Annotated in this window: 23 protein-coding genes; 6 read left to right on the top strand and 17 right to left on the bottom strand. The window is 53.6% G+C overall.

The annotated features are described in order from the left end of the window. Positions 1-239: 239 nt before the first annotated feature. The 7 genes from AC3RCL_RS06000 to AC3RCL_RS05970 form a co-directional block, all read right to left on the bottom strand. Positions 240-938 (bottom strand): YqeB family protein, encoded by a 699-nt coding sequence (locus AC3RCL_RS06000; protein ID WP_492534850.1) that lies wholly within the window; start codon positions 936-938, stop codon positions 240-242. After that, the gene (locus AC3RCL_RS05995; RefSeq protein ID WP_492534848.1) at positions 925-1524 is read right to left on the bottom strand and encodes a TetR/AcrR family transcriptional regulator; all 600 of its coding nucleotides are present in this window, start codon (positions 1522-1524) and stop codon (positions 925-927) included. The genes AC3RCL_RS06000 and AC3RCL_RS05995 overlap by 14 nt, the downstream gene beginning before the upstream one ends. A 171-nt stretch (positions 1525-1695) precedes the next feature. Next, the gene (locus tag AC3RCL_RS05990) at positions 1696-1893 is read right to left on the bottom strand and encodes a hypothetical protein (protein WP_009594397.1); all 198 of its coding nucleotides are present in this window, start codon (positions 1891-1893) and stop codon (positions 1696-1698) included. A gap of 20 nt (positions 1894-1913) precedes the next feature. After that, positions 1914-3122, bottom strand: coding sequence for a hypothetical protein (locus AC3RCL_RS05985; RefSeq protein WP_492534846.1), 1209 nt, complete (start codon positions 3120-3122; stop codon positions 1914-1916). Then, a complete protein-coding gene (locus AC3RCL_RS05980; protein WP_096775145.1) occupies positions 3119-3586 on the bottom strand; it encodes an RNA polymerase sigma factor in 468 nt (155 codons plus the stop codon). Before AC3RCL_RS05980 ends, AC3RCL_RS05985 begins: the two co-directional genes overlap by 4 nt. Positions 3587-4097: 511 nt before the next feature. Continuing rightward, positions 4098-5054 carry an NAD-dependent epimerase/dehydratase family protein gene (locus tag AC3RCL_RS05975; protein WP_492536269.1) on the bottom strand — a complete coding sequence of 319 codons (957 nt, stop codon included), beginning with the start codon at positions 5052-5054 and terminating at the stop codon, positions 4098-4100. Between the two features lie 122 nt (positions 5055-5176). After that, a complete protein-coding gene (locus AC3RCL_RS05970) occupies positions 5177-5695 on the bottom strand; it encodes a TetR/AcrR family transcriptional regulator (RefSeq protein WP_096775143.1) in 519 nt (172 codons plus the stop codon). Positions 5696-5941: 246 nt separating this feature from the next. Here AC3RCL_RS05970 and AC3RCL_RS05965 point away from each other — a divergent pair, with 246 nt between their 5' ends. Further along, complete coding sequence (locus AC3RCL_RS05965) at positions 5942-6412, top strand: DinB family protein (RefSeq protein WP_096775142.1); 471 nt, start codon at positions 5942-5944, stop codon at positions 6410-6412. A gap of 121 nt (positions 6413-6533) precedes the next feature. Here the strand turns inward: AC3RCL_RS05965 and AC3RCL_RS05960 are convergent, their stop codons facing one another. From AC3RCL_RS05960 to AC3RCL_RS05935, 6 genes are all read right to left on the bottom strand, one after another. Further along, positions 6534-7265, bottom strand: a complete 732-nt coding sequence (locus AC3RCL_RS05960) for a nucleoside phosphorylase (RefSeq protein WP_492534843.1) — start codon at positions 7263-7265, stop codon at positions 6534-6536. A gap of 1 nt (position 7266) precedes the next feature. Continuing rightward, on the bottom strand, positions 7267-7941 hold the full coding sequence (locus AC3RCL_RS05955; protein ID WP_492536267.1) for a sulfite oxidase-like oxidoreductase: 675 nt from the start codon (positions 7939-7941) through the stop codon (positions 7267-7269). 91 nt (positions 7942-8032) lie between these two features. Beyond that, positions 8033-8956 carry an ABC transporter permease gene (locus AC3RCL_RS05950; RefSeq protein ID WP_012819304.1) on the bottom strand — a complete coding sequence of 308 codons (924 nt, stop codon included), beginning with the start codon at positions 8954-8956 and terminating at the stop codon, positions 8033-8035. Further along, positions 8940-10007 (bottom strand): ABC transporter permease, encoded by a 1068-nt coding sequence (locus AC3RCL_RS05945; RefSeq protein ID WP_492534840.1) that lies wholly within the window; start codon positions 10005-10007, stop codon positions 8940-8942. The genes AC3RCL_RS05950 and AC3RCL_RS05945 overlap by 17 nt, the downstream gene beginning before the upstream one ends. After that, complete coding sequence (locus AC3RCL_RS05940) at positions 10007-11500, bottom strand: ABC transporter ATP-binding protein (RefSeq protein ID WP_012819302.1); 1494 nt, start codon at positions 11498-11500, stop codon at positions 10007-10009. Before AC3RCL_RS05940 ends, AC3RCL_RS05945 begins: the two co-directional genes overlap by 1 nt. 69 nt (positions 11501-11569) lie before the next feature. Continuing rightward, positions 11570-12607: a BMP family protein gene (locus AC3RCL_RS05935; protein WP_009594391.1), complete on the bottom strand. Its 1038-nt coding sequence runs from the start codon at positions 12605-12607 to the stop codon at positions 11570-11572. 415 nt (positions 12608-13022) lie between these two features. On the opposite strand from AC3RCL_RS05935, the gene AC3RCL_RS05930 reads away from it, so the two are divergent. Further along, a complete protein-coding gene (locus tag AC3RCL_RS05930; protein ID WP_487717185.1) occupies positions 13023-14216 on the top strand; it encodes a transposase in 1194 nt (397 codons plus the stop codon). Positions 14217-14444: 228 nt separating this feature from the next. Here the strand turns inward: AC3RCL_RS05930 and AC3RCL_RS05925 are convergent, their stop codons facing one another. After that, on the bottom strand, positions 14445-16913 hold the full coding sequence (locus tag AC3RCL_RS05925; protein WP_492534837.1) for an S-layer homology domain-containing protein: 2469 nt from the start codon (positions 16911-16913) through the stop codon (positions 14445-14447). After that, entirely contained in the window at positions 16904-18277 is a 1374-nt protein-coding gene (locus AC3RCL_RS05920) for an RCC1 domain-containing protein (RefSeq protein ID WP_492534835.1), read from the bottom strand. The genes AC3RCL_RS05925 and AC3RCL_RS05920 overlap by 10 nt, the downstream gene beginning before the upstream one ends. 192 nt (positions 18278-18469) lie before the next feature. Here AC3RCL_RS05920 and AC3RCL_RS05915 point away from each other — a divergent pair, with 192 nt between their 5' ends. Continuing rightward, a complete protein-coding gene (locus AC3RCL_RS05915) occupies positions 18470-21091 on the top strand; it encodes a winged helix-turn-helix domain-containing protein (RefSeq protein ID WP_492534833.1) in 2622 nt (873 codons plus the stop codon). Between the two features lie 90 nt (positions 21092-21181). Here AC3RCL_RS05915 and AC3RCL_RS05910 read toward each other — a convergent pair whose 3' ends face one another. Continuing rightward, positions 21182-22534 carry an MATE family efflux transporter gene (locus tag AC3RCL_RS05910; RefSeq protein ID WP_012819299.1) on the bottom strand — a complete coding sequence of 451 codons (1353 nt, stop codon included), beginning with the start codon at positions 22532-22534 and terminating at the stop codon, positions 21182-21184. A gap of 397 nt (positions 22535-22931) precedes the next feature. On the opposite strand from AC3RCL_RS05910, the gene AC3RCL_RS05905 reads away from it, so the two are divergent. Further along, positions 22932-24206 (top strand): chitinase, encoded by a 1275-nt coding sequence (locus AC3RCL_RS05905; RefSeq protein WP_492534831.1) that lies wholly within the window; start codon positions 22932-22934, stop codon positions 24204-24206. Positions 24207-24327: 121 nt separating this feature from the next. On the opposite strand, the gene AC3RCL_RS05900 is transcribed toward AC3RCL_RS05905, so the two are convergent. Beyond that, the gene (locus AC3RCL_RS05900; protein WP_145038895.1) at positions 24328-24693 is read right to left on the bottom strand and encodes an MmcQ/YjbR family DNA-binding protein; all 366 of its coding nucleotides are present in this window, start codon (positions 24691-24693) and stop codon (positions 24328-24330) included. 147 nt (positions 24694-24840) lie between these two features. Between AC3RCL_RS05900 and AC3RCL_RS05895 the strand changes: the two genes are divergently transcribed. Together AC3RCL_RS05895 and AC3RCL_RS05890 are read left to right on the top strand one after the other, a co-directional pair. Next, entirely contained in the window at positions 24841-25233 is a 393-nt protein-coding gene (locus tag AC3RCL_RS05895) for a hypothetical protein (RefSeq protein ID WP_012819296.1), read from the top strand. An 81-nt stretch (positions 25234-25314) separates the two neighbouring features. Beyond that, on the top strand, positions 25315-26070 hold the full coding sequence (locus tag AC3RCL_RS05890; protein ID WP_012819295.1) for a YheC/YheD family protein: 756 nt from the start codon (positions 25315-25317) through the stop codon (positions 26068-26070). Positions 26071-26098 lie beyond the last annotated feature (28 nt).

Below are 26098 nucleotides of genomic sequence, written 5' to 3'. Positions count from 1 at the left end.
TTAAAACTTCTCAAGGAAGGAGAGGACTGACGGATGTCTTGCCGATAGAGGGATATTGTTCGGGGCACGCTTGCTTTAGCGAGGGAGGTGTCATTTTGTTCGATATGAGGGGATACAAATGTGCGGGCGAATGTCTAGGGTGACCGCAGCCGATGACGGTCATCCCGGTCGGAGGATTCAATCTCCGTCCGGGATCGTCCGTTTATCGGACCAGCCAGCCCTCATGGTTGCTATGCCTGTTATGGCTTCTGCCCGTGCTGACGCCAATATTGTCTTTTTCCGTCATCGCGCACGGTAATGCCCAGCTTCGATAGTTCCCGGCGCAGATCAGCCGCGTCCTCTCGATCCTCGTTCTCGATGGCCTTCTCCCGTGCCAGGAAGAGCGCGTTCATGCTGGGCGTCAGTTCCGGCGAATCGGCAACCCATTTGACGTAATCATGGGCAAACGGATCGCGGTCTCTCCAGGAGTAACCGTGCCGTTTGAAGGCTTCGGCCACCGTTTCCCGCTTGGTTTCGGGTTTCTCGCGATAGAGCTCCTCCCCCATGTTGCCTAGCAGGACCAGCTGCTTGCCGTCCATAAAGGCAGCGGAAACTTCTTCTCTCGTAAAGATTTGTTCAGCCTCATGAATGCGGAGTGTAATCTCCTTGTCCGACAGGCGAACCGCAAGGCTTTCTTTAATGGCTAAGTGAGAGAGCACCGTACCGGCAAGCAACCCCACAACAGCGGTTACGATAACAACCCATGGGCCCTGGATCGATGCGATCAACTCCAAGGGTCCTTGAAATGGCACCCAAGCCAGGCCCGTGGCCCAATCCGCAATCGTAGGCAGAAACCAGCCGACCACCGCGCCTAATAAAGGCGGCACCGCCCATACCAGCATCCGGTCTGCCCATGATAATCCGAGATCACTGTATTCCATTCCGTTATTCAATGGCATCCGCACCTTTCCTGAGAACGCTGTTCACCGCTTCTTTCCAGACCGCTTGATAGTCCAGCGGAATCTCCATCATGATATAACTCGTGATATTATCGATGACCAGAGCCAGAACATAGGCCTTGGAATCCGCATGCTGACGATCGACGAGCCCGAAGTCGACCCCCAGCTTCATGAATTCCCGAAAGCCGCCCAGGAACGATTGCTGCATGGCAGCTACCCGCTGGCCGTAATTGGCATTCCGGTTTGCGGTCAGCATGAACTCGCTCAATAGGCGCATCACCGGCACGAAGGCTTCTTCCTCCTCGGGAAACATGCGCAGCCCGCCCTGGTACAGCTGCTCTGCAAAGTTAAACTCATTTAGCCCGGTCAGGGAGAAATAATGATCGAAATGATAATCGCTGAACATGTATTCAAAGACCCGCTCCACCAATTCATCCTTGGACGCAAAGTGATAGTAAATCGACGGTTTCGTAATGCCCACTTCGCCGGCAATCATCGCCAGACTGGTCTTCTCGATGCCATGGGACGCAAACAATCCGATGGCAGCCTCAACGATTTGCTGCGAGGTTAAATCCTTCTTTTTCACGCTGTCACCCGCTCCTTTTTTTTACCTACCGATAGGTAGAATTTTAAGATGGATGACGAAAGATGTCAATATTTTTTAACTACCGGTAGGCAAAAAAACTAAAAATCGCCGATGCTTATCGCATCGACGATTCATAAGAATTAGGATTTGTCGCTTAACCGGCTCAACCGATTAAAGCATTCTTCTTCCCATCATGATGATGGTTTCAAGCAGCGCCTTCCACTTTCCTTCGACCGTGCGTGCGGTCTTTGCGGCGTGGGCCGCTGCATTGCGTTTCGAGCGCAATTTCGTTGCCATCCGGCATCGTTCCAGTTCCTGACGGAGATCGCGAACATGCTGTTTGGCAATATCTTCATTATTGATATTCATGTTTCATTCCTCATTTCTTTTTATAGCGACAACATTCCGACATTACCAATACCTGCAAGCTCCTCTTCCGTCCCCTTCACTATAATACTTCCATTGTTTGCCCGAAGGTAAGGGTACAAAATGCCTTTAATTCTTTTTTCCCCTACAACGACTTCGCCGAAGAGATCCAGGGAGGACATCGAAGCCTTAATATCTTCCTCGGTGACGTCATCGTCAAAGGTCAGCGTCCCGTCAACAATGAAGCTCGCCGGCTGGCCCAAAGCCGCCAGCTGATCCCTCGACCAGGTCTCCTCGCCGCTGATGAACACAAACAGCCGCTCATAACTTACGATTTCCGTATTCAGGTTGGGGCAGCGCTCCCAGACCAGATCTTCGATCTCTTCGCCGCAAATGATGAACGAAGTTGACTGTATCTCCGACACGGCCTGGCTGAAGGCGTCCCGGGTCACGTCCGCCTCGAGAATGAGCGGCTTATTCGTGTAGAGCTTATGGCCTTTAAAGCGCCGTACGCTTCTTGCGTTTAGCCGTAACGGTTTGGTTACATACTCGAATCCTGCCGGGATCACCTCGACCAAGCCGTTGATCTTTTTCAATTTATCGTAGAAATACGGGGATTGATGTTCATGGATAATCGCCTTGCCGTTGACTTGGATCTTTTCAATCCGGGCCGAGAACTGCTCCATATCCAGCTCCTTATCCAGATGAACCATGCCGTTCAGGACCAGCTCCATAGGCTCGCTGTTGGAGGCCAGATATGCATTGTTCAGCTGCACTTTCCCGGACTCGAACCGGGGTTCGTATTCGTAAGCGTGAATCTCCGCGCTGGCGCCTCCTACTCTGAGGAGTGCAGAGGTAACGGCAGCGGCCAGATGCCGTGGAGCATAGACCTCGCCGTTAACCACCAAGTGCAGCGTGCCGCTCTGGAATGCTTCAAGGGATACTCCTTTATCGATGATGACCGTGCCGTTAACGAATACGCGGTCCGGCTGCTCCAAGAGCTGAAAATATTCCTCGTTCAGCCGCAGCGTGCCGCTGTAATAACGGTGTCCCTCGGGGATTTCAATCGTCTTGCCGATATTGCCTGCGTTTTTCAACAGCGTGAGGAGGTGTGCCGTCTCTGCCCGGTATATTACGAGACCTACGTTTCCGATCCGTTCGATGCTTGTTACGGTTTCCTCCGTAGCCTGCGTAAGATCCAACATCCCTACATTCTCGATGATTCTGCTCATTTCATATCTTCCTCCCATAGTTTTCTCAATTTTTTGATGGCGGTTTGCAATTTGTAACGAACCGTGGCTGCCGGCATACCCAGCTGCTCGCCGATTTCCTGGCTGGACATCCCGAGCCAAAAGCGCTTAAACACGATATCGCTCTGCGATTGCGGCAAACGGGCGAGCCATTCCGTCATTTCTATATTGCGGCTTGAAACGGGGAGCTCGGCGAAGACCAGATCATCCTCCCACGATACGAGCCGCTTCTCCCGGCGGCTAATATCGATCATGCGATTTTTGACGACTCTGAAGAACCAGGCCTTTTGCTTGTGAAGGGGCAGCGCTGCCAGGTTCGGCTCCTTGATGGCTTTCATAAAGGCATCCTGGACCAGATCATCCGCTTCGTAAGCATGCTTGGCGATGGATCTGGCATAACGCTGGACATCGTCCTTCAGGTTTTCATAGAGATCACATACTTGCATTAGCCAACCTCTCACTTTTCGTTTTGTCTTTTCTGTTAATATAACGTTTGGGAAAAAGAAACTGATGGATATTCTCGAAAATTATTTTTCAACCAATCAAAAACACGCCGACCGTCTTCGCGGTCAGCGTGTTAACGAACATTAATCCCACATGGAGAACAGCACCAGCAGTACGGCTACTGCGTCCAGCAAGAGCGAGTGCCTGGAAAACCATATCGAACGCATCTCTTCCTTCATGCTTGCATCCTCCTTCTATTTTCATTCAGCCGCTAACAACTCCTCTTCCCTGATGCCTTAATCCCACCAGCTAAGCATGCACACCAGCATAACCGCCGCAAAGAAACCGTCCATAAACTTGAGCTGAAGTTTAGCCATATTGGATTCACCTCCTTCGAAGAGACAACAACTCGAGAGAGAAACCCTCGATTTATTATTGATTGATCAATTACTAATATCTAAAAAATAATCCCTTCGCATATCATGATATCGCTGTCTTCATGGCTTCCGCTGCTCATGCGCGTTTTTTCATTAAACCCCTCATGGTCGCCGCAATCGCCTGCTCATGAGGCGTCCATTGAATCGGACCGATCAGGCGCTCGTATTTCTCGCCGCTCAGCACCAAAGGCTCCTCGGTCAAATACAGCATCTCAACCACCTCTTTCATCACCGGATTGAATAACCCGATCAGGGAGAGCCCGATTCGTCCGAGCGGCATTACCGCCTTGCGCTTTCCGGCGGTCTGCTGCGCAATCCGCACCAGCTCATGGCCTGAAATCACGCCCGGTCCGGGGATATGCCAGTTCTGCCCGTAGGACTCCTCTCTCTCGGCAATCTCTACGATCATGCGGGCGGCATCCGGCAAATAGACGTATTCGCGGGGAACGCTCATGTTGCCGATGAAGGCGGTTGGCTTCCCGGCCGCAATGGCTTCCATCGTGACGGATAAATAGGATGCCTGCTCGGAAGGGCCATAGTAGTCGGGCAGCCTTACGATAAGAGGGTTTGCTTTATGCCAGCGCGACGAGAAGATCAGCTGCTCGTAGGCCAATCTTATTTTGCCCTTACGGGTATGCGGTTTTTTGGGATGATCCTCCGTTGCCTTTTCCATTAAGCGTCTGCCATAAGGATAGATTCCATCTACCACCACAACCCTGGTCCCCAGCTTCTCCGCAGCCGTCATGACCGATTCCCCCAGCGGCAGCAGCCTGGATTCCATCTCGTGGTAAGGAATATTGGCACTTTGAAAAATAACGTCGGCCCCATCCGCGGCTCTTCGGATATCCTCCGGATTAAAGGCATCTCCCGTTTCCAGCATAAGCAGAGGAGAATAGTCCAGCTGCTCAGCCAGCTCATTCAGCTTCTTAACGGAACGGCCGAAGGCTACCGTTTGAATTCCGCGCTTCACCAGCTCCGCCGTCAATGGGGCCCCTACGCCGCCTGTCGCACCCAAAACAATCGCTTTTTTCATCATCAATCTCTCCTCATAATAAAATAATTGATTGATCAATCACAATTGATTAAAAAAGAAATGCCCTTTCTCCACCGCGCACAACCTGATGCAGTACGCGGTGCGGCACATCGACGCGCGCCTTATCTTTTGGGCATCATATTCGGCATATCCATCGCCATGGCTACATTACACAGCATCCCCCGGGCCAGAAAATCGGAGGTTTTCTTGTCGGCATCCTCGAATCCCGCTTTCACGAAAGCATGCTGAACCAGGTCCTTCACCTCGTTCATTCCCTGCTGCATCGCTTCGCGAATGGGCGCTTCCTGGATCGTCTGCGCCTGCATCTGAAGCAAGATTTCGCTGCGATGGGATTGCACGATCCCTTCGTACGCCCGGATCAGGCCCGTCTCCAATTCCTCCGGAGCAGCGGACTCGATGACCCCCTGAAATGCCTGCACGATGCGCTTCCAGGAGACCGTCAGCGATTCCACGAGCAGCGATTCCTTGGTAAAGAACCGATAGACGTAAGGCTGGGATATCGCTGCCCGTTCGGCAACCTGAGCCGTGGTCGCGCGATAGTATCCGATCTCTGCAAACACTTCGATTGCTGCTGCTACAATCTCATTTCGCCGATTCGCAGAGGTTGAAGCTCTAGCCATTCAACCACCCTCCTCTCACTCGTTATGATTTATTATTGATTGACCAATCACTAATTGAACTCAGTATATACGGTCCGTTTTCCTTTTGCAACTGTTTTCTTCCAATATTATTGAATTCAACACCTGGGATAGCTTGAGCATAGGGGAGGAATCCGCTATTTCTTATCGAATTGTGTTTATGAACCGCAAATAAGACGGGAGCCTATTCCAAGACTTTATCCTGTAATCGATCAAGGAGGATCAACCATGAGTCATGAAGGTCAACAGCAATTCGAACGATGGCATAGACACCGTACGGTCTTGCTTCAGCTGCTGCAGGACGTACAGAGCGAGCATTTGGATTATAAACCGTGGGAAAATGCCTATACCTTGGGCGGATTAGCTGTTCATATTGCGGCAGCCTCGGATATGTTCCTGCGTTCCATCCAAAACGGCTCGTTTACTCCACCCTCGATTTCCACCCAATTCGAGACCATCGATGACATTCGAAATATCGTGCAAGCGTCGACCGAATCGACCACGGCCCTTTTTGCCGAATTGTCCGACAGCCAGCTTGAGCAGCCGCTCGACTTCAATGGGTTCACAGCGCCCGGCAACGTGTGGTTAAACAATATGGTCGACCATGAAATCCACCATAAAGGACAGTTGTTTACTTACGTGCGGGCTGTCGGAATCGAGAAGGTTCCCTTCTTCACGCTTCAGCCGGCCAAGCAGTAAAAACAAGACACGGCTGGATTTGCTGTTTTAAGTTATCAAAAGGAAGTGCATCTTACTCAAAATAGAAAGCCGGATTTCCTGCAGCTTACGCTGAGGTAAATCCGGCTTTCTTCATCCCTGGCTAGCCTTGCTTCGCCAGCCTCACCACGGCCTGCAAAGCGGTGTTAATCTCGCGCTCCACCGCGTCGGCAACCACGTTTGTGTTCGGGTCGTACTCGGCCGCAAGGTCGGCGTCGGCAAAGCCGTCCATGGCCACAATCGCGCCGGCGCGAACGCCGCGGATAGCCGCAACGACGTACAGCGCCGCAATTTCCATCTCGACGCCGAGCGCGCCCGCCGCTTTATATTTCTGGTGCGGCACTTCCTCGACTCCGTTAAAGAACACGTCCAGCGTGACGGTTATGCCCTTGCGCACGACGCCTTCGCCGATCGCGAGCGCGGATTCGTACAACGCCTCCGCCACCTGGCTGTCCGCAACCGCCGGAAAGCCGTCCGGCACCAGCTGCTTCGTCAGACCGTCCGTACGGATCGCCGCGGTGCTGACCACAAGGCTTCCTGCAGGAGTGTCCGCCCGATAAGACCCGGCGGTGCCCACGCGAATCAAGGTCTTCGCGCCCGCGCGGATCAGCTCCTCGAAGCAAACGGCCGCTCCCGGGCAGCCGACGCCATGGCTGGTTACCGCCAGCTCAACGCCTTCATGCGTCCCCACGAAAGTCCGGTACTCGCGGCTGAACGCCAGCTCGCGCGCATTTTCGAGCTTACGGGATATCGTCTCCGCGCGTTTCGGATCGCCGCAGACGATCACAAATTCAGGTATATCCTCTGAGTTCACTTGCAAAATAGGCATCAACATATTAGTCAAACTCCTTACGTGTCCATTCGTCTTCGGGTATATCCAGCGCCTCGCCGCTAAACCGCTCTTCCTTGAACGGGTCCGCTTCGTTGTGGAAGCCGTTGCGTTCCCAGAAGCCCGGGCGGTCTTCCTTCATAAACTCGATGCCGCGCAGCCACTTGGCGCTCTTCCAGAAATAGCGGTGCGGCACGACCGTGCGCAGCGGCCAGCCGTGCTTGTCCGTCAGCGGCTCGCCGTTGAAACGATAGGCCAGCAGCACATCGTCACGGAGCAAATCCTCGATCGGCACATTCGTGTCATAATCGGGATCGGCATGAAACATGACGTATTTGGCATCCGGCTTGATCCGAAGCCCTGCTATGAAATCCCGGAACAGGATGCCCTCCCATACCGTATCGAACTTGGACCAGCGCGTGACGCAGTGAATGTCGGTGTTCACCGTTACCGTTGGCAGCGCCAGAATATCTTCATACGTAAAGGTCCGTTCCTCTTCCACTTCGCCGAAAACCCGGAGGGTCCATTCCGACATGTCGTAATGGGGAATCTCCCCTTCATGCAAAATCGGGAACTTCTCGGTCAGCGTCTGCCCCGGCGGCAGCTTGGCCCGCTGCTCTTCGGTCAGGTTGCCCACCGCCACCGGCTTCATTTTTTTCAAACGTTCTGCTTTTTTATGCACCATGTTCATCTCCTTTACGCTTGATCGCTTTCGCATCCGCTTATCGACGGGATGACTTCAATCACAGGTTGTCGCGTAGCGGACTACGCGCTTATCTGGAGCTGGATCCCTGCTTCAGCGCGTCCTGCTGGAAGCTTTTATCCTTAAAGAAGAACATCGCCAGAATCGTTACGACATAAGGCAGCATCTGCGTAAAATGCGTAGGCAGCGCCAGCCCCTGGAACCGGATGCTGAGTGCATCCATAAAGCCGAACAGCAGGCTTGCCGCCGTTACCCCAAGCGGACCCGATTGGCCCAGCATCGTGGCGACGAGCGCGATAAAGCCGCGGCCGGCCGTCATGCCTTCCGTAAACATCGTCACCTGTCCAAGCGACAGCTGCGCGCCTGCAAGCGCACATAACACGCCGCTCGCGAGCACGGCTCCATACTGATACCGTCTTACACGGATGCCCACGCTTTTGGCAGCGAGCGGATTCTCGCCGGCAGCCAGAAAACGGAAGCCGTTCTTCGTGCGATAGAAATAATACCACATGAGGCCCGCAATCAAAAACGACAGATACACAAGCGGCGTCAGGCCCGCCAAAATGGGACCGATCACCGGAATATCCTCGATAATCGGAATGTTCCATTTCGGCAGCCCGACCATCGTATTATCATAAAATGCACCTTTCACATCAAAAATAGCCCGCAAGCTGAATGTGGTCAACCCTGCCGCCAGCGCATTCATCGCGATACCGACCACGATGACGTTGGCCTGCAGATTAATGCTGAGGTAAGCAAAGATAAAGGAGAAGATCGACACGATCGCAATCGCGAACAAAATCGCGTAAAACACGTTGCCGAAAAAGTGGTTCCCCACCACGGCTGAGAAAGCCCCCAGCAGCATAAAGCCTTCCAAACCGACGTTGAACAATCCGACGCGCGAACACAGGGCACCGCCGAGAGCCGCAAGCAGGATCGGAGTGAGCACGCGGAGGGCCGAGTTGATTAAAGCAAGGTCAAACAGCTGTTCCATCGGATTTGTTCCCCTTTCTGCGCTTCAGGAAGCTGTATGTGAATCGGGCGGAGATAAACAGAATCAGCACGGCTTGGATGATCGCTCCAACCTCAAGCGGCACTTCCGTATTCCGTTCCACGCCCATGCCGCCCGTCTGCAGCGCGGCCAAGAAAATCGATGCAATCAGCGTGCCGATCGGATGCGACCCTGCCAGCAATGCTGCCATGATGCCCGTCCAGGCATAGTCGGCCGTAGATAACGCACCATCGATATAACGATACTGGGAGCCTAGGATTTCAACGGCCCCGCCAAGTCCGGCCAAGCCGCCGCTGAAGAACATCGCGCCAAGCATCATCGGCCCGCGCTTAACCCCGCCGAACAGGGCAAACAGCGGATTGCCGCCAAGCATCCGTACTTCGTAGCCGATCACGGAGCGCTTCAACAAGACGAATATAATCAACGCGGCCAGCACCGCGAGCACAAAGCCGACATGCAGCGGCATGCCGGAGATCAGCTTCGGCAGCCAGACGCTGTTATCGAGCATTTCGGATTGCGCCATCGCGGCAGAACCCGAGCGGTCCTTCAGCGGATAGGCGACCAGATACCCCGCAAACAATACGGCCACATAGTTCAGAAGCAGCGTGGAGATCAGCAGGTTCACCCGGAACCGGGCATCAAAATATCCGGCCATTACCGACCATAATCCCCCTGCGACAACGCCGGCAAGAATCGCAACGATGCACACCAGCCAGCCCGGACCCGGCATATACAATCCGACCAACGCGGCGGAAAGCGCGCCAAACACCATTTGTCCTTCCGCGCCAAGGTTAAAGAAGCCTGCACGGAAGGCAAACGCCGCGCCCAGACCGATCAGAATGATCGGGGTCGCGCGGGACAGCGTATTCGTAAAGAAATACATCCCGCCGAAGGCACCCTTCCACATCTCCGCGTAGGTCTGCAGGATATCGCCGCCGGCAATCAGGATCGCGATGGCTCCGGCAAGCAGCCCCACGATGATTGCGGCAATCGGCTGAAGCAGCGGAAGCGTAAATTTAGTCCATTTGTTCATTACAGAGTTCCTCCCGCCATCAGCAGTCCCAATTTCTCTTCTGTCGCTTCCTTCGCCGACAGTTCGCCCGCGATCCGGCCTTCATACATGACCAGAACACGGTCGGACAGCTTCAAGATTTCCGTTAATTCCGACGATACCAGCAAAATTCCCGTGCCCTCTTCGCGCCGCTTGAGCAGTTCGCCATGAATCGTCTCCATGGCACCGATATCGACGCCTCGCGTCGGTTCCGCCGCGATCAGGAACGGAGTTCCCTGCTCCAGTTCCCGTGCCACGATTAGCTTCTGCAGATTGCCGCCGGACAAATACTGCGTGCTGGTCTCCAGAGAGCCCGTCTTGATGGAGAATTTCTGAACCCATCCGGATACGAGCGAACGAATGTCCTTGAGTTTGAGGAAGCCGCCCTGCTGCAAGCGACGTTGGTGCCCCATAAGCCCGGTATCCATCACGGTTGCCGTTCGATTGGCACCCCATACGTAGCGATCCTCCGGAATATGGGCTAACCCGTGTTCCCGTATTTCTCTTGTCGACATGCCGGTTACGTCCTTGCCCGACACGGCAATCCGGCCGCTGTCCGGCTGTGCCAGGCCCGAGATCACTTGAAGCAGCTCGGATTGCCCGTTGCCTGAAATACCGGCGATCCCGACAACCTCGCCGGCCCGTACCTCCAGGTTTACGCCGTCCAGAACCGGCTTGCCTTTCGTTCCGCGGATCGAGACGTCCGATACTTCCAGCACCTTCTCGCCCGGCGTGATCGGCTTGCGGTCCAGTTCCATCAGCTCGCGGCCGACCATGAGACGGGAGAGCTGGTGGGCATCGGTGTTCCCCTTCTCCACCACGCCCGTGACGGCACCGTCACGGAGCACCGTAATGCGGTCGGCCACGTCAAGGACCTCGTTCAGCTTATGACTGATCAGGATAAAGCTTTTTCCCTGTTTGGAGAGCTGTTTAATGGCATCCAGGAGCTCCTGCACCTCGAGCGGCGTCAGCACGCCCGTCGGCTCATCCAGAATGATGATTTCGGCTCCCTGATACAGCACCTTCAATATTTCAACCCGCTGCTGCACGCCGGGGGCGCTGCTGCTTACGGTGGCGCGCGGGTCCACCTTCATGCCGTATTTTTCGCAGAGTCCTTCCACGATCTTCACGGCTTGCTTGCGGTCAAACCCGGCACCTGAGCCCGGCTCATTGCCGATCACGATATTCTCGGCGATCGTAAACGTAGGAAACAGCATGAAGTGCTGATGCACCATGCCGATTCCGCCTTGAATCGCGTCAAGCGGGCTTGCAAACGAAACTTCCTTGCCATTCAGCCGAATCGTACCCGAGGTTGGCTGCTCCATCCCGTACAATATCCGCATCAGCGTCGTTTTGCCTGCACCGTTTTCCCCGACTATCGCATGAACCTCACCCGCGCGCAGCGAAAAATCAATGCCGCGGTTTGCGCTGAACTCGCCATACTTCTTCGTAATATTGTCCATCTGGAGTAGCATCGAGTCATGCCTTCCTTTCGTTTCTGAATGAAAGACCGACTGCCCATGTGCAGCCGGTCCAGGTAAGAACTAATTTTGTTCCAATGCGTTCGTTACTTTAATCTTTCCGGCGATGATATCGTCGGAAATCACCTTAAGCTGATCCACGATGTCTTGTCCAATGAATGGGTTAAGCGGCGTTTTGCTCTCATGCGTAACGTAAGTGAGACCTACGGCGCCTTCTTTCAGGCCGTAGTCGCGAATATCGAAAGTATAGTTGCCCTCTGCAAAATCCTTCACCGTTTCGTATACGACAGCGTCGGTACCTTTCAACTGCGCAAGCACCACATGCTCAGGCTCGGTGTTGTCCGTATCTTGTCCGGAAGTGTAGAAGCCCTTCTCTTTCGCTGCTTCGAACACGCCCAGATCGCCAACGGCGGACATGCCGGCTACGAAATCCGCGCCCTTGGAGTTCTGCAGGAGCGCAAGCTCCTTCGCTTTTGCCGGATCGTCGAATCCGCCTACGAAGTTAACGAAAATTTCGATGTTCGGATTGACCGATTTCGCGCCTTCCTCAAAGCCGGTCATATATTTATGCATAATCGGAATGTCGTTGGCCACAACGTTGCCGACCTTGTTCGTTTTCGTTGCCAATCCTGCAGCCGCCCCCAGAAGATAAGCAGCCTCATGCTCGCGGAAACCGACGCTGCGGACGTTCGGCAAATCCACGACCGTGTCAATGATCGCAAACGGCACGTCCGGATTCTCCGGTGCAACCTTCTTCAATGCATCCTCCATCTGGAAGGTGGATGTGATGATCAGATCATACTTCTCGGCTACCGCCGTGCGGAGGTTCTGCTCGATCGAAGCAGGGTCTGTCGATTCAATCGTTTTGACTTCAACGTTGAAATCGGCAGCAGCCTTTTGCAATCCTTCGTCCATCAAGGCAAAGAATGGATTCACGCCGATCTTCTCAGGAAGAACTAGTGCAATGCGTTTCTTATCTTGAGATCCTTCGGAACCGCCATTAGCTGCACCACTGTCAGTAGACTTATCATCGTTGCCGCAACCTGCAAGCAATCCAACGGATAATACGAGTGTTAATAGAATTGACCATGTCTTTTTCATTTCCTGACCTTATCCTCCTAAGTGAGCACTTTTTATACTATTATCCTATGGTATAGACAAGCAGATGTCAAAACAAAAATTTTAGCGTTTTATGTAGTTTAATGTGTTTTTTAGCAAAAATTTGGTGGAAAACTGCGTATATCACAGAACATTACCTTATCAAAATGTCGATAATGTTCGGAAATTGCCAACATTTGATCAAACGCTTCCAGCATGGGTCCGGGTTGAAAACGCATTATTTTCAAATTCCTGGCCATCACGCAAACCTGGATTCTCTCTATTTATATTGAGCATTTTGCATTAATCTGAGCCCTTGATACACAAGGATTTTCAAACATAAAAAAGGGACTTCACCCCAATTTGGAGAAGTTTTCAAGTGACCAAACCCAAAAACTCCGAGAGGAAGTGAAGTCACTTGTATATTCTCCAAGAAAGTCTATTTTCCTTTGAGGATCTGTTAAAAATGCAATCAAAAGATCGATTGCCCATTTTTTTTAGCGTCTTGGATCTTCGCCCTTATGCCAAGCAATTGAGAAGTCGTTCACCCCGTGGCGCTGACGGGCACTGTAGAGAAGGAATTCTTCGTGCACTTTTGGCTGCGCCGCTTGAGCATATTCAAACGTTTACTGGCTTGCATCATCGATTGGAAACAGATCTTCGATTTCGCTATCAGTGTGGACTTTCATTAGATCGCAAAGCACCGTCTATTTCTACGCTAAGCCGGGTCTTCGCCGAACTGACAAAGAAAAAATTGGCACAGCAGCTATTCGAGAATCTGGTCAACCTCTGTCAGCAAGAGGGCATCATCGACGGCAGCCACATTGCGATCGACAGCGCCGCCATCCATGCTTATGAGAAGAAGCAACCCAAGCGCAAAAGTGAGCAGACCGGCGATGCCAACTGGGGCGCAAAGTTCGATTCATTCGGCCACAAAGTCACTTGGTTCGGATACAAACTCCACCTAGCTGTTGACACGAAAAGCGAACTTCCGCTAGCACTAGAAGTCACGCCCGCACATGTCAATGACGGAGAAATGGCACCTGGTCTGATTGCGAAGGTAGCTGCCAAAACGAGCGCGAAATTCTTTATGCTCGATGCGGGCTACGATCAAATGAAAGTTTACGAAGCCGCTCGAAACGTGAAAGCGCAAGCCATCATCCCTCTGAACCCCCGAGGAGAGAAAGAACCTCCTGCCGGGATGACAGCAACCGGAACGCCATGTTGCTCGATGGGGTTCGCCATGACTTACTGGGGTGCTGACGGCGATTACTTGAAGTTCCGTTGTCCTCATGCCACGGGCAAAGTCGACTGCCCATTAGGCATGGCGGCTTGCTCGACTTCCAACTATGGTATGGTCGTCAAGGTGGATGCGAAGGACGATCTTCGGCGATACTGCAGCCCTCATCGAGATACAAAACGCTGGAAGGAGCTTTACAACAAGCGTACAAGTGTGGAACGATGCAACTCCAGAATGAAAACCTATCTTTCGGCTGATGGCATGCATGTCTGGGGCATCCAGAAAGTAACGACTCACCAGTATTTGAATGCCATCGTGCTGCTCGTATCCGCTCTTTCCATTGTTTCTAGAAAACAACAAACGGCAGCTTAAAAATTGAAACTGATGAAATTCTGCTGGTCTGCCCATTTTTAGAATCGAGTCACTTAGTAGTCTGGGGCTATTGATTTCTGCTGTCTGTTACACAAAAACGGAATTATGCAAAATGCTCATATTAAAAAGGATGCCGTTAGGCATCCTCGCTCTTGCATGATTTCTATTTAGATGAAGCAGCATACGAAATGTTAAATTTCTTCAGCCCAGCCTGCTTCGACCGCCGATTCAATCGATCAGCTCTGAACCTTTCAATAATCGCTGCAGCATGACTGCCGCTTCGCCGCGGGATAACTTCTGGAGCGGATTAAGCCCTGCGCCCGATCCCAGGACAATTCCTTGCTTCACTAGGGCGGCCGCAGCCGGTCTGGCCCAGTCGGACAGGTCTTCACGGTCCTGGTAAGGGGAGAGGATGGCTGCCGCCTCCATCTCATTCACTGCACTCGTTGTTCCCGCCAGCTTCATCACTCTCGCCATAACCGCTATGGCCTCTTGACGCGTGATGCCTTGGTTCGGCCTGAAACGGCCGTCCTCATACCCCTGAAGAAGACCATACTGCACAGCTTGCGTTATGACGCCGCCATGCCAGTCTTCTGCGTCGACATCCCGGAAAGCAGGAGCTCCGTCCTGCACCTCATCCAAACCGAGCGCCCTCACGATCATGGCGGCAAACTCGGCACGGCTCACTTGGGCATTCGGCTCGAAATGAATCACCGCCGGCTGATTCGCGTTTGTATCTGTTCCACCCTCGACAAGTCCGGTTCCGTTCAGAATCATTCGCGAAGCAAGATCGTCCACCGCATCCTTGGACCAGTGGAACGATGCATCAGCAACTCGCACTTGATGAGAGATAAAAGCAATCGTACCTGCCGATAAGGAATGCAGAATCGCCTCGCGGCTTCCGTCCTCCTTCAGCTCGAAGCGCGTCGGGATCGGGTAAAAGCTGCCGTTCCGATCCAGCAAGACAGCCGTTGTCATGCGGCCCGGCATTCCCTGCGGCCAAATGATTCGCTGCTTCATATATTGCGGGAACGGATCTAACAGCAGTGCCGTGTCCTGAGCTTTAGCCGTGATTTCAAACTCGATAGGCAAACCGATAAGCGTACTGCCGGATTGCGATGCTTCCTTCTTAACGGCCTCTACCTTGGCAGCGTCGCTGCCAGCCATCGTCAGGGTTATCGATATTTGATCCGCGGCCGGCAAATCCGTGCTTCCTGGCGCGTGCCAGCGCGAAGATGCCATCACGGCCGCAGGAACGTGGAAATGACCAAGCGCCGATCGGATTTCAATGGCGCCCTGCTTGGCGTTAAGGAGGTCAAGAGCAGCTCCGCTGGTTTCCAGGGAGACCTGATCGGCGGGCCGTGCCAGCGCGATGACGATTACCGGATTGTAGTCCACTGTCTCTAAACGGGCTTCCAGCTTAGCCGTATCCAATTTCATCGATACGACGGTATGTCCATTGGCCTCATGGAACAAACCTGTAACCATCCCTTCCTGAGATTCATCGTTTATCGTAACTTTGACGTCTACTCTATTCGAAGGTGCGGCATTGCCTGATGGGCCCGGTATAGCCGATCCTTGGCCGGAACCTCCTGGCGACGAACCTTCCGGTTCTTCAGGCGTTCCGCCACCGCCTCCGGATGAAGCTCTAATTACCGTCGTTCTGTATTTCATATGCTGGCCGTCAGGCGCCGTCACCACGACCTCGATGGCCTGGCTGCCTACGGCGACGGGGAAGGACGGGCTCTCCTGGCCGGAGAGGAGAGCCATCGGCCCCCATACCAAATTACCGGCCTCGCCGTACACGCTGGCCGTTACCGACGCCCTCGCATCATATACCTGTGCCGTTACCGTGAGGCGGTCCGTATCGCTGGCGACCTGCGCTTTGTAATCATAGTGATCTCTGGCGAACACAGGGCTCAGCGCTACTTCTCCGCTCGATGATCGCAGCGCCAATGCTTGCAAATCAGCGTCGTAGGCCGGAGCCTCATGTTCCCTGACCGTAAAGCTCCAAGCATCCGCCCCCTGAATGCCGGCAAAGCCGGTACCCGAATGGTTACCGATAAAAGCACCCGGCTCGATCTCGACGTAATAGGCTGCTCCCGCATCAAAATCATTCAGCGGATCTATGCTCGCCGCGTTCCCGAGAATCGTGACGCTCCCTGCATCGACGGTCTCGACGACGCGATGATCCGAGGCCAGCCTAATCGCAATCGATTTACCGGACATCGCCGTCACTTCTTCATTAAAGACAACCTGCAAGGTTACATCTTTTTCCACGCCGACAGACTGGTGGGATGGCGTGTAAGATACGGCCTTAAGCTCGGTCGGGGCCTGGATCGCCTTCCATTGGGCATACAGCGTGACGTCCTGCGTACCGAATATAAGCTTGCCACCGGCAGGATAATCGATTCCGCTTCCGTCGGCCTCCGTATTCCAGCCGTCGAAGACATGTCCATCCTTGCCCAGCTGCCCCGTATTGCCCGCCACGACCGCTTCGTCGCCTCTGGCAAACAAACCGCTGCTTACCGGAACATTCCCTGCGGTGTGTCCGTTGCCGTCATAGGTTAACGAGTAGATTTGCGGCCATAGGGTTGTCACCTTCAGCATGCGGTATGCGCTTTTCCTGCCTACGGCATCTTTGACCATGACGTTAAAATAATGATCCGTGCCTGCGGCAAGCCCGTTCACCACCATCCCGGCGCGTAGCTTCCGAGGGGCTTCCCGTTCCTCTCCATTTGGCTGACGTCCCCGATATTCGGGCTGCCGGACGAATATAACAAATACTGCAATTCGTGCTGCTCCGTCATATTGTCTGAGGCTTTCGGCCATTCCAATGCAACGGTGTCTGACGTGATGCTGTGCGGATTCAGGCTACCGCTGCCCGTATCCGGAGACGTCGTATCCAGCACGGCTTTGGTCAGGGTAGGTATTCCCCTCGTATTGTTGTACGTCCCGTCTCCGATCTGTCCTCCGGAGTTATAGCCCCATCCCCAGACGGTCCCATCCTTTTTCATGGCCACGCTATGAAAGCCGCCGGCGGAAATTTCGCGTACATGCTCGATCCCCGGCACAGGGACCGGAATGAGGCTGGAAGCATTCGAGTTTAGGCCCAGCTGCTGTTGACTGTTATCCCCCCAGCTCCATACGTTTCCTGCCCGGTCCACTGCAAGGCTGTGATAACCTCCACCCGCAACGGCAACGATATGCTGCAGGTTTCGAACCTGCACGGGTCTCGTCCGGTGCGTTCTCGTACCGTCGCCAAGCGTACCGTACGTATTGTTTCCCCATGCCCACACGGTGCCGTCTTGTTTAATGGCCAAACTATGGGAACCGCCGGCGGCGATCGCCATGACGTCCGTCAGCCCGGCAACCTGTACCGGAACGTGCCGGTCCGTCGTTGTCCCGTCTCCAAGCTCCCCGCTTCCGTTCACGCCCCAGGCCCATACGGTGCCGTCCGATTTTAAGGCAAGACTGTAGTATCCTCCAGCCGCAATCGCCGTCACATCGCTTAGACCGGCCACCAGAACCGGGGTGTTTTGTTGTATCGTCGTTCCATTTCCCAGCTCGCCGTTGTCATTCTTCCCCCAAGTCCAAACGGTGCCGTTCTCTGAAAGCGCCATGCCGTGATAGGCCAATCCGCCCGATATTGCCTTGATCCCGCTCAGACCCGGAACTTGCGCGGGCGCGTTCACATTCGTTATCGTTCCAATCCCTAACTGTCCGTTCTCGTTTGCCCCCCAGGTCCATACCGTTCCATCCTGCCTTAGCGCCATCGAACTGCGGACGCCGGCGTGAATGTCAATGACATGGTTCAAATTCTTCGCCATGACCGGAGTCGTCCGGGTATTCCAGGTGCCGTCACCCAGCTGCCCCCTGTCTCCGTATCCCCATGAGTAAACTTCACCGCTGCTTACGAGCGAAGCGGTATGATAGTACCCGGCTACAAGCTTTGGTGCAACGGCCGCAGCCGCAAAGGCTTGGCGATATCCCAATAACCCATCCAGCTGCAGCAGCAGCAAAGCCGCACACAGCAGGATTTTTCCTGAACGCCTTAGCATAATCTCCTCCTTCGTTTCATCAGCGTTATGATAGCTGCGGCCCGGTTAGGACCGCGGCACCAAGGATGCTATCAAATTTATGGGAGGAAAACGATTGACAAACGTTAACTTTTCATCTTTTTTTTCATATAATCTAGTTATCGCGACTCAATTTCCGTAAAAATAACGTTTCGTATATTGCGAGGGTATCCTATGAAACTACTGACCGACTCACCCATTCTGAAAATGAAAATAAGCCTTCCCGGTCTGAAGGAGCATCTGATTCGCCGGGACCGGCTGCTGCAGGATATGGCAGCAGGCCATAAGGGTCAGCTGACAACCGTCATCGCGCCTGCCGGATACGGCAAGTCGACGCTGCTCGCCCAATGGGCTCATGAGACCGACGAACGAAGCGCCTGGGTTTCGCTGGACGAGCGGGATAACGATCCCGTCCGCTTTTGGAGATACGTGGCGGCCTCGCTGGCCTCGATTCTTCCCGAGCCGCAAGGAGCTCGTCTCATGCACCATACGCAGCTGCTGCCAAGCGCCTCGATTGAAACCTTTCTGGATACGCTGATCAGTGAATTATACGAGGATTCCGAGCCCCTCAATCTCATTCTTGAGGACCTGCACAGTATTCACTCTTCAACCATCCATGGAGGGATTTCCTACTTGGTCGACTACCTCCCCGAACATATTCATCTTCTCATCTCGTCCCGGACCGAGCTTCCATTCTCCACGATCAAGGGCGTGGTAAACCATGAGGTCCATCTTATCGGCATGAAGCAGTTGGAATTTACCTATGAGGAGACGGAGCGTTTGTTCCGCCATGCGTCAAACGGCGGCCATTCCAATCTGACCTCGATGGAGCTCGATACGTTACGGAACCAAACGGAAGGCTGGGTTACCGGGCTCCAGCTTGCCGTGATTACCATGCGAACCGGCAGCGGTCTGGAAGGATTCGTGGAGGATATGAAGGGGAATCCGCTTCTCGTATCCAAATATCTGTTTCAGGAAGTCGTAAGCAAGCTGTCGCCCGACGTGTTCTCCTTTTTGCTCCAGACCGCCGTCCTTTCAGAGCTGCATCCGCAGGTTTGCGATGCCGTAACGGATCTCAGCGACAGCCGTCCGATGCTGGAGGAGCTGCAGAAGCTGAATCTGTTTCTGGTTCCGCTGGACGAACATCAAACCTTCTTTCGTTATCATCATTTATTCTCGCAGTTTCTGCTCGACCTGCTTCAGCGCGAGTTTGACGGGGAATATACCAAGCGCCAGCGGCTCGCCGGGCAGTATTATGCCTCCGTCGGCTCCATGGATGAAGCGATTGACCATATGTTGGCAGCGCAGGACTTCGGGCATGCCCTGAACTTGCTCGAGCAGCATATGCAATCCGTGCTCGAACTTGGAGAGATTGCCACCTTGCTGAAATGGTTTGACCGCATCCCCCCCAGCTATCCGATGACACCCGAAATGTCGCTGGCGCATGCTTTTGTCTTGGTACTGACAGGAGATCTCGAACGTTCCGAGCGCATGCTGTCCCTTATTGAGGAAGCCTGCGCTGCGCTAGAATCATCGGACCGAAGGGAGCAGCTTATGAGTTCCATCCTGTTCGTGCGGTCCAATCTTGTTTTCCTGAACGGTGACTTCGGCAAATGGTTCGCCTTCAGCGAAGGTATCCTCGACAACCTGATGCCCGACAATCCGATGTACTACCAGTTCGATTACAATCGGCGGGAGCCTTATGTCAGGCGTACCTCGCTCGGCATGAAGGGAACTCTCTCCGCCGATACGGAAAGAATCGCGCATCTGTTTACCGGTGTGCTGGAATCCCACGGGTGGGCGCATTCGCTCATGAACTTATATGTTAAACAATCCTTGTGCGAGGGATATTATGAATGGAACCGGCTGGCGGAATGCCGGCAGCTGCTGGTGCAGATCCGTAATGCGCCGCCCGCCAAAGAAACGATGGGGCTGTTCGTGCCGCTGCATATCACCGAAGCCAGGCTGTTCGCTGCCGAGGGCAAATTCCATCTAGCCCATTATGCTTTGGATGAAGCGTGCTCCGCTGCGCTTGCCAGGAAATCGAGCCTTTGGCTCGCCCCGTTAAAGGCCGTCAGAAGCTTGATCTATATCCGGGAAGGGCGCATAGCCGAAGCACGGAAGGAAGTGGCCGAGCTCCCCGTTTCCGTCAAGGACAAGCCCGCCTATAGCCGGGAAACGGAATACCTGGCGTTGGTCCGCATGTTAGGCAGACAGCGCAGAGAAACCGAGGCGCTGCGCCTCCTGGACCTGTTGAAACCTCAGGCGGAGCGCGAACAGCAGCGATCCAGCATCATTGAAATCACAAGCCTGCAGGCGCTGCTGGAACATCAGCGCGGCCAGCGGCAGCAGTCGCTTCATCTTCTTGGCGAAGCCTTGCGTGTCGGGGCACAGAACGGTTATGTCCGCACCTTCCTCGACGAAGGGGAGGACATGTGCCAGCTGCTGCAGCTGTATTCGAGCCGACTCGGACAGGAAGACGGCTTAAGCCCGGAGGAGCTTCGGACGCTTGAATATGCACGCACGCTCGTGAAGCGTTTCCCGGATTATCCCGAAGCGGATATTCCTTCCGCCGAGACATCCCAGTCAACTCTTCCCGAACGGCTGAATCGGAACGAAATGAATTTGCTGCATCTGATTCGCCAGGGCGCCGCGAATAAACAGATGGCCGCAGCACTCGGCCTGTCCGAAGGAACGATCCGGGTGTATTTGTCCAGACTGTACGGCAAGCTCGGCGTGACGACACGCACGCAGGCTCTGGTTAAAGCCCAATCGCTGAACCTGCTGGAGGATTAATCGATAAACCTACAAAAGAACCCCGGGACACGCGTTCCCGAGGTTCTTTTTTTACGCTATAGATTTACCTTATAATACCCGTCCGCACCATCATGAGCTGAAGGATCGGATCCATTTGAACCGGTTCACCTTCACGATCGCCACAAAACATTTCAGGATTTGATCCGATTTCAGGCAGATGAACACGGCGAGCGGCGATAAATGGAACACAAATGCGCATAAGGCGGATGATGGCAGCACGATCAGCCACATAAATATCAAATCGTTGTACAGCACAAAGCGGGTGTCTCCGCCGCTCCGCACGATGCCCGTCAAAGCCGGCATCTGGTAGGCCGTTCCGACCACGGTGATCGACAGCACCGTCATGAAATGCAGGGCAAGCGTTTTGGCCTCATCGGATATCGAATAGAAGCCCAGCACGAAATCCTTGATCACAAACAGCACGGCCCCCGTCAATAAACCGAGCAGGATATACAGAATCTGCAGCGTTTTGGCATACGATATGATTTTATCCATCATGCCCTCGCCGATGGTCTTCCCGATCAGCACGGCCGTTGCGCTGGCGGAAGCGTACACGATGACCGTCACCATCTGGAAAATCGTTGTAGCAATGCTGTTGGCGGCGATCGCGGATTCCCCCATATGCCCCAGGATGGCGGTTTGTGCCGCCATGGCGAGCCCCCATATCGTATTGGACATCAGAATCGGGGAGCCTACGCGAATGTACTGCTTGAAGAGCTCCATATCGAACTTCAGGAAATCCTGCAACTTTAACAGGATCTTGCGATCGAACCGCTTAACATACACGATGACGATCACGCATTCAATGATCCTCGCCGTCAGGGTAGCGATAGCCGATCCGGACACGCCCAGCTCCGGGAAGCCCATATACCCGTAAATCAGGATGTAGTTCAAGCAGATGTTGATAACCAAGGTGGACAGCGATACCACGAAGCCGATTTTTACCGTTTCCACGCTTCTTAAGGAAGCCAGCAAGGAGCTGGTGACCGCAAAGAAGATATAAGAGAAGCAGATGATGCGCAAATATTCCACGCCGGCAGCTATGACGTTCTCTTCCTTGGTAAACAAGGACAATACCTCGTGCGGGAAAAAGAACACGATGACCCATAACACGATACTGAGAAGGATGGCCATTCGCATGCCGATGCTTGCCGCTTTTTTGATCAAGCCTAAATCCTTGGCTCCCCAGAATCTGGACGACATGATGACCAAGCCTTCGCATACGCCCAGAACCAGCATGTGCAGCAGGAATTGGATCTGGTTCGCCAGCGCGACGCCCGACAGCGCCGATTCGCTGTATCCTCCCAGCATGACGTTGTCCGACAAATTCACGCCGACCGATATCAGGTTCTGCATCCCGATCACAAGCGTCAGCCAGAAAAAACTTTTGTAGAATCCTTTTTCCCGAACAAATAAACTCATGTCAGCTAACCTTCTTCGACTATAAGATGATGAATCTCTAATATATACGAAATTATGCAAATGAACAGAACCAAATGAAGTGAAGCATCCTTCCCGCCGTATAGTAGATTCATAGAATCAAAAACATAATAACATTATAATGTTTTTACGGTAAAAAACTAGTCGTCTGGTTGCACTACGTTACGAAAGCCGGTTATCGAACTTCGACGGCATCCTGGAGGATTCCGCAGCAAATCCCCTGCCCCTTGTCTCATCTCTCCCCGCTTGATCGCCCTAAAGCTCATGTAACGTGCTAAATTCGCGTGATGCCGTGGGATTTCCTGACTATGTACAAAAGGACATGCCGTATATATGATGGCAATGTAATTCCATCCCAACGATATAGAGGAGAATGTGTATGACCGTGTGGAAATATCCGTTATCCCGCAACATGGTTCAGCGCAGCATGATTGCAGCCCTCAGCGCTGCCCTCCTTATGACCCCGCTTCAAGCCCTTGCTGCCGATGAGGCGCCCCAAGCCGAGGCATCGCCAATGAAAACGCCGTCCAGCATCCCGACCGACACCACGGCTTTCGCACAATTCACGGGGAATCCAGCCGATTCCCTGGCGATTGGGGAGCACCGTTTGATCAGCCGCAAGGAGATAGACCGGCACTGGGAAGGCCTTGATCCGGATTACACGCCGGAAAAGTCGATCGAAGCGGTTAAAGCGCTGCTGTCGGAGGAAGACTTCGAGGCTTTATTTCCTTACAGGCTAGGTTCGGCCGCATGGTTTAACGTCGCCAAGGGAAAAGAATACTATAAAGCCGATCAGACGGACTATTTCTCTTACGACAACCTGATTCACGCGGTGGCCGAGGTGTCCAATCTGAAGATCAAGATCCGCACGCGGCAAGGAGCCCCTTCTGCCCAAGAGATTTACCGATTTGACAAAGATGCCCGGGTCGAAACACTCGTCGTGCGTTCGGCGGATTTCCATTCGGCCGAGAACCTTAACCAAGCGATTGAAACCGTTATCATTGACGGCGGCACCTTTCTCAAGGAAGGGTTCAAGAAGGACCGCAAGCGCGAACTGGCCGCCTTCCTGGCCAATCTCTCCCATGAAACCGGCGGGGGCTGGGCTGCCGCTCCCGGCGGTCCGCTTCGCTGGGGATTGTTCTGGAACGAAAACATCGCCGGCCGGACAGGGGCCAACATGGATGCCTTCGTTGATCCGGCAAGCGCAGAGCTGTATCCCGGATCGCCGGACAAGCGCTATTATGGGCGGGGACCGATCATGCTCAGCTGGAACTTTAACTACGGACTCTTCAGCTCCATTATCTATGGGGATAAAAGCGTGCTGCTGGACCATCCCGAGATCGTTGCCGCCGACGGCAAGATCGGCTACATGACCGCCATCCTCTTCTGGATGACGCCGCAGGACCCGAAACCTTCCGCCCATGACGTGATGGTCGGCAGATGGAAGCCTTCCCCGCTCGAGAAGTTCAGGGGACTGGGCAGTCCCGGCTTCGGCACAACGGTGATGGTCTTGAACGGCCTGGAAGCGAACCTCGGGGAAACCGAGGGCAGTCCCGTGCAGCGGCGCGCCGGGCATTTCCGCGATATCACGGGCCGTATGGGCGTCGATATTACCGGAGAGAAGGTCGATACGTTAGGGATGAAACCGTTCTGATGCGGAACCCGCCTGAAGCTCGGATCCATCACGTTTGATGGATCATGCAAAATCGCCCTTGGCGGATGGATGGCTTGCGGCCACCACGCTGCCATAGGGCGATTATGTTTTGGAGCAGCGTTCATACCAGCCGCTGGGAGATGGCAACGCGCTGCGCTTTCGGCAAACTCTTCAGCACCAAATCGTAGGAATGGTCGATCATATCGCGCAGGTCTGCTTCCGTTAGGGAGCCATCGACGGTCACCGTGTTCCAGTGCTTCTTATTGAGATGGTATCCGGGCTGCACGGCGTCATGCTGCTCGCGCAAATTCTCCGCGATGACCGGATCGCATTTCAGGGAAATATGGCTGACCTTCTCCCCTGCCGTAGTGGTAATCAGGGCAAACATTTTGCCGCCGACCTTCATGACGATCGGAAGCGGTCCGAACGGATAATCCTCGGCTGCGGCTTTCTTCGAAAGACAATAAGCAATGAGTGGGCTTCGCACCTGGAAATTCTCTCCTTCAAGATCAGATCTATTTGATTATAGTAGATGATGTTTCCCTGTTCAATTCCGTTTGATATGTTGTTCATGCTCCGTTCATACAACTCTTGTATATTGGGACTGATTCAAGATGCAAGGGGGAATTTATCCATGTTGAAATACAGCAAATGGCTGATGCGCATCGCGGCCATTTATATGCTCATCGGCGCATTGATCGGAGCGGACATGGCAGGCAGAAGCAGCTACAGCATGGTTGCAGGCCACGCCCATATCCTGGTGGTAGGCTGGCTGACCTTGTTTGCCTATGGCATGTTCTACTACGTCTTTCGGGACAAGCTCAGCATGAAAAGAACCGCCGCGATGCACTTCTGGACGAGTTTGCTCGGGGGCGGGATCATGCCGCTGGGCATGCTGATGTATTACCAAATGCAGAATACGGCAACCCTGCTGGCCTTTATCATTCCAGCGTCGATTTTGCTTGTCGCAGCAGTTTTATTTATCACCTTATTGTTTTTCGATAAAAAATTGTTTTCGAGCACATAGCTTGGCTCAAGGCCATCGTGGAGGCTTGCTCTACTTTATCGGCATATGCTGAACAAAAAAAGAGAGGTGAGCCTCTTAACTATGAGCTATAAAAGCAGTACCATCAAAAGCAAGTGGAAGAAAACGAAATGGTTGAACGAAGATGCTTACTTCAGGCAGTACGTGCCCCACACGCTGCCGTTCAGCAAAAAAAACCTGAATGCTATGCTGGCGGACTACACCACGGTTTTCTTCAAACCTACGGATGGCTCTGGCGGCAATAACATTATCCGGATCCGCAAAACCGGCGGAGGCTACCAAAGCCAGCTGAACACGACGAAAACGTCGTACTCGAGCTCATCTCAGCTGTACCGCGACCTGAATCGCTTTGCAGGGAGCAGACCTTATCTGCTGCAAAAAGGAATTCGCTTGGCTAAAAGCAATGGCAAGCCTTTCGATATCCGGGTGATGGTCCAGAAAACCCGGGAAGGCGCCTGGGTCGGCACCGCCCTGTTCACGAAGGTCGGCAACCCGAACAAAGTGGCCACCAATTATAATCAAGGCGGCTCCATCGGCACGTTCAAGAAAACGATGAGCGGCGCCAATTTCGACTCGGCCTTCATCCAGCAGCTCGAGTCTGAACTCAAGGGACTCGGCGTTGCCGTAGGCAAAAACTTTGACCGCCATTATAAAGGATTCAAGGAACTCGGCCTGGACGTGGCTGTCGATTCCAAAGGCAGACCGTGGATTCTCGAGGTCAACACCCGACCGCAAATTTATCCGCTCAAAAATCTAAAGGACCGCAGCCTCTACCATAGAGTGCTGTCTTACGGTAAGCATTATGGGCGTACGAAATAAATGAGGATACTTCAGCCGCTTAAACCAA

The sequence above is a fragment of the Paenibacillus sp. MT86 genome, assembly GCF_058792535.1.
Note: the sequence above shows the minus strand (reverse complement) of the source record. Positions and strands in the feature narration are given on the sequence as shown.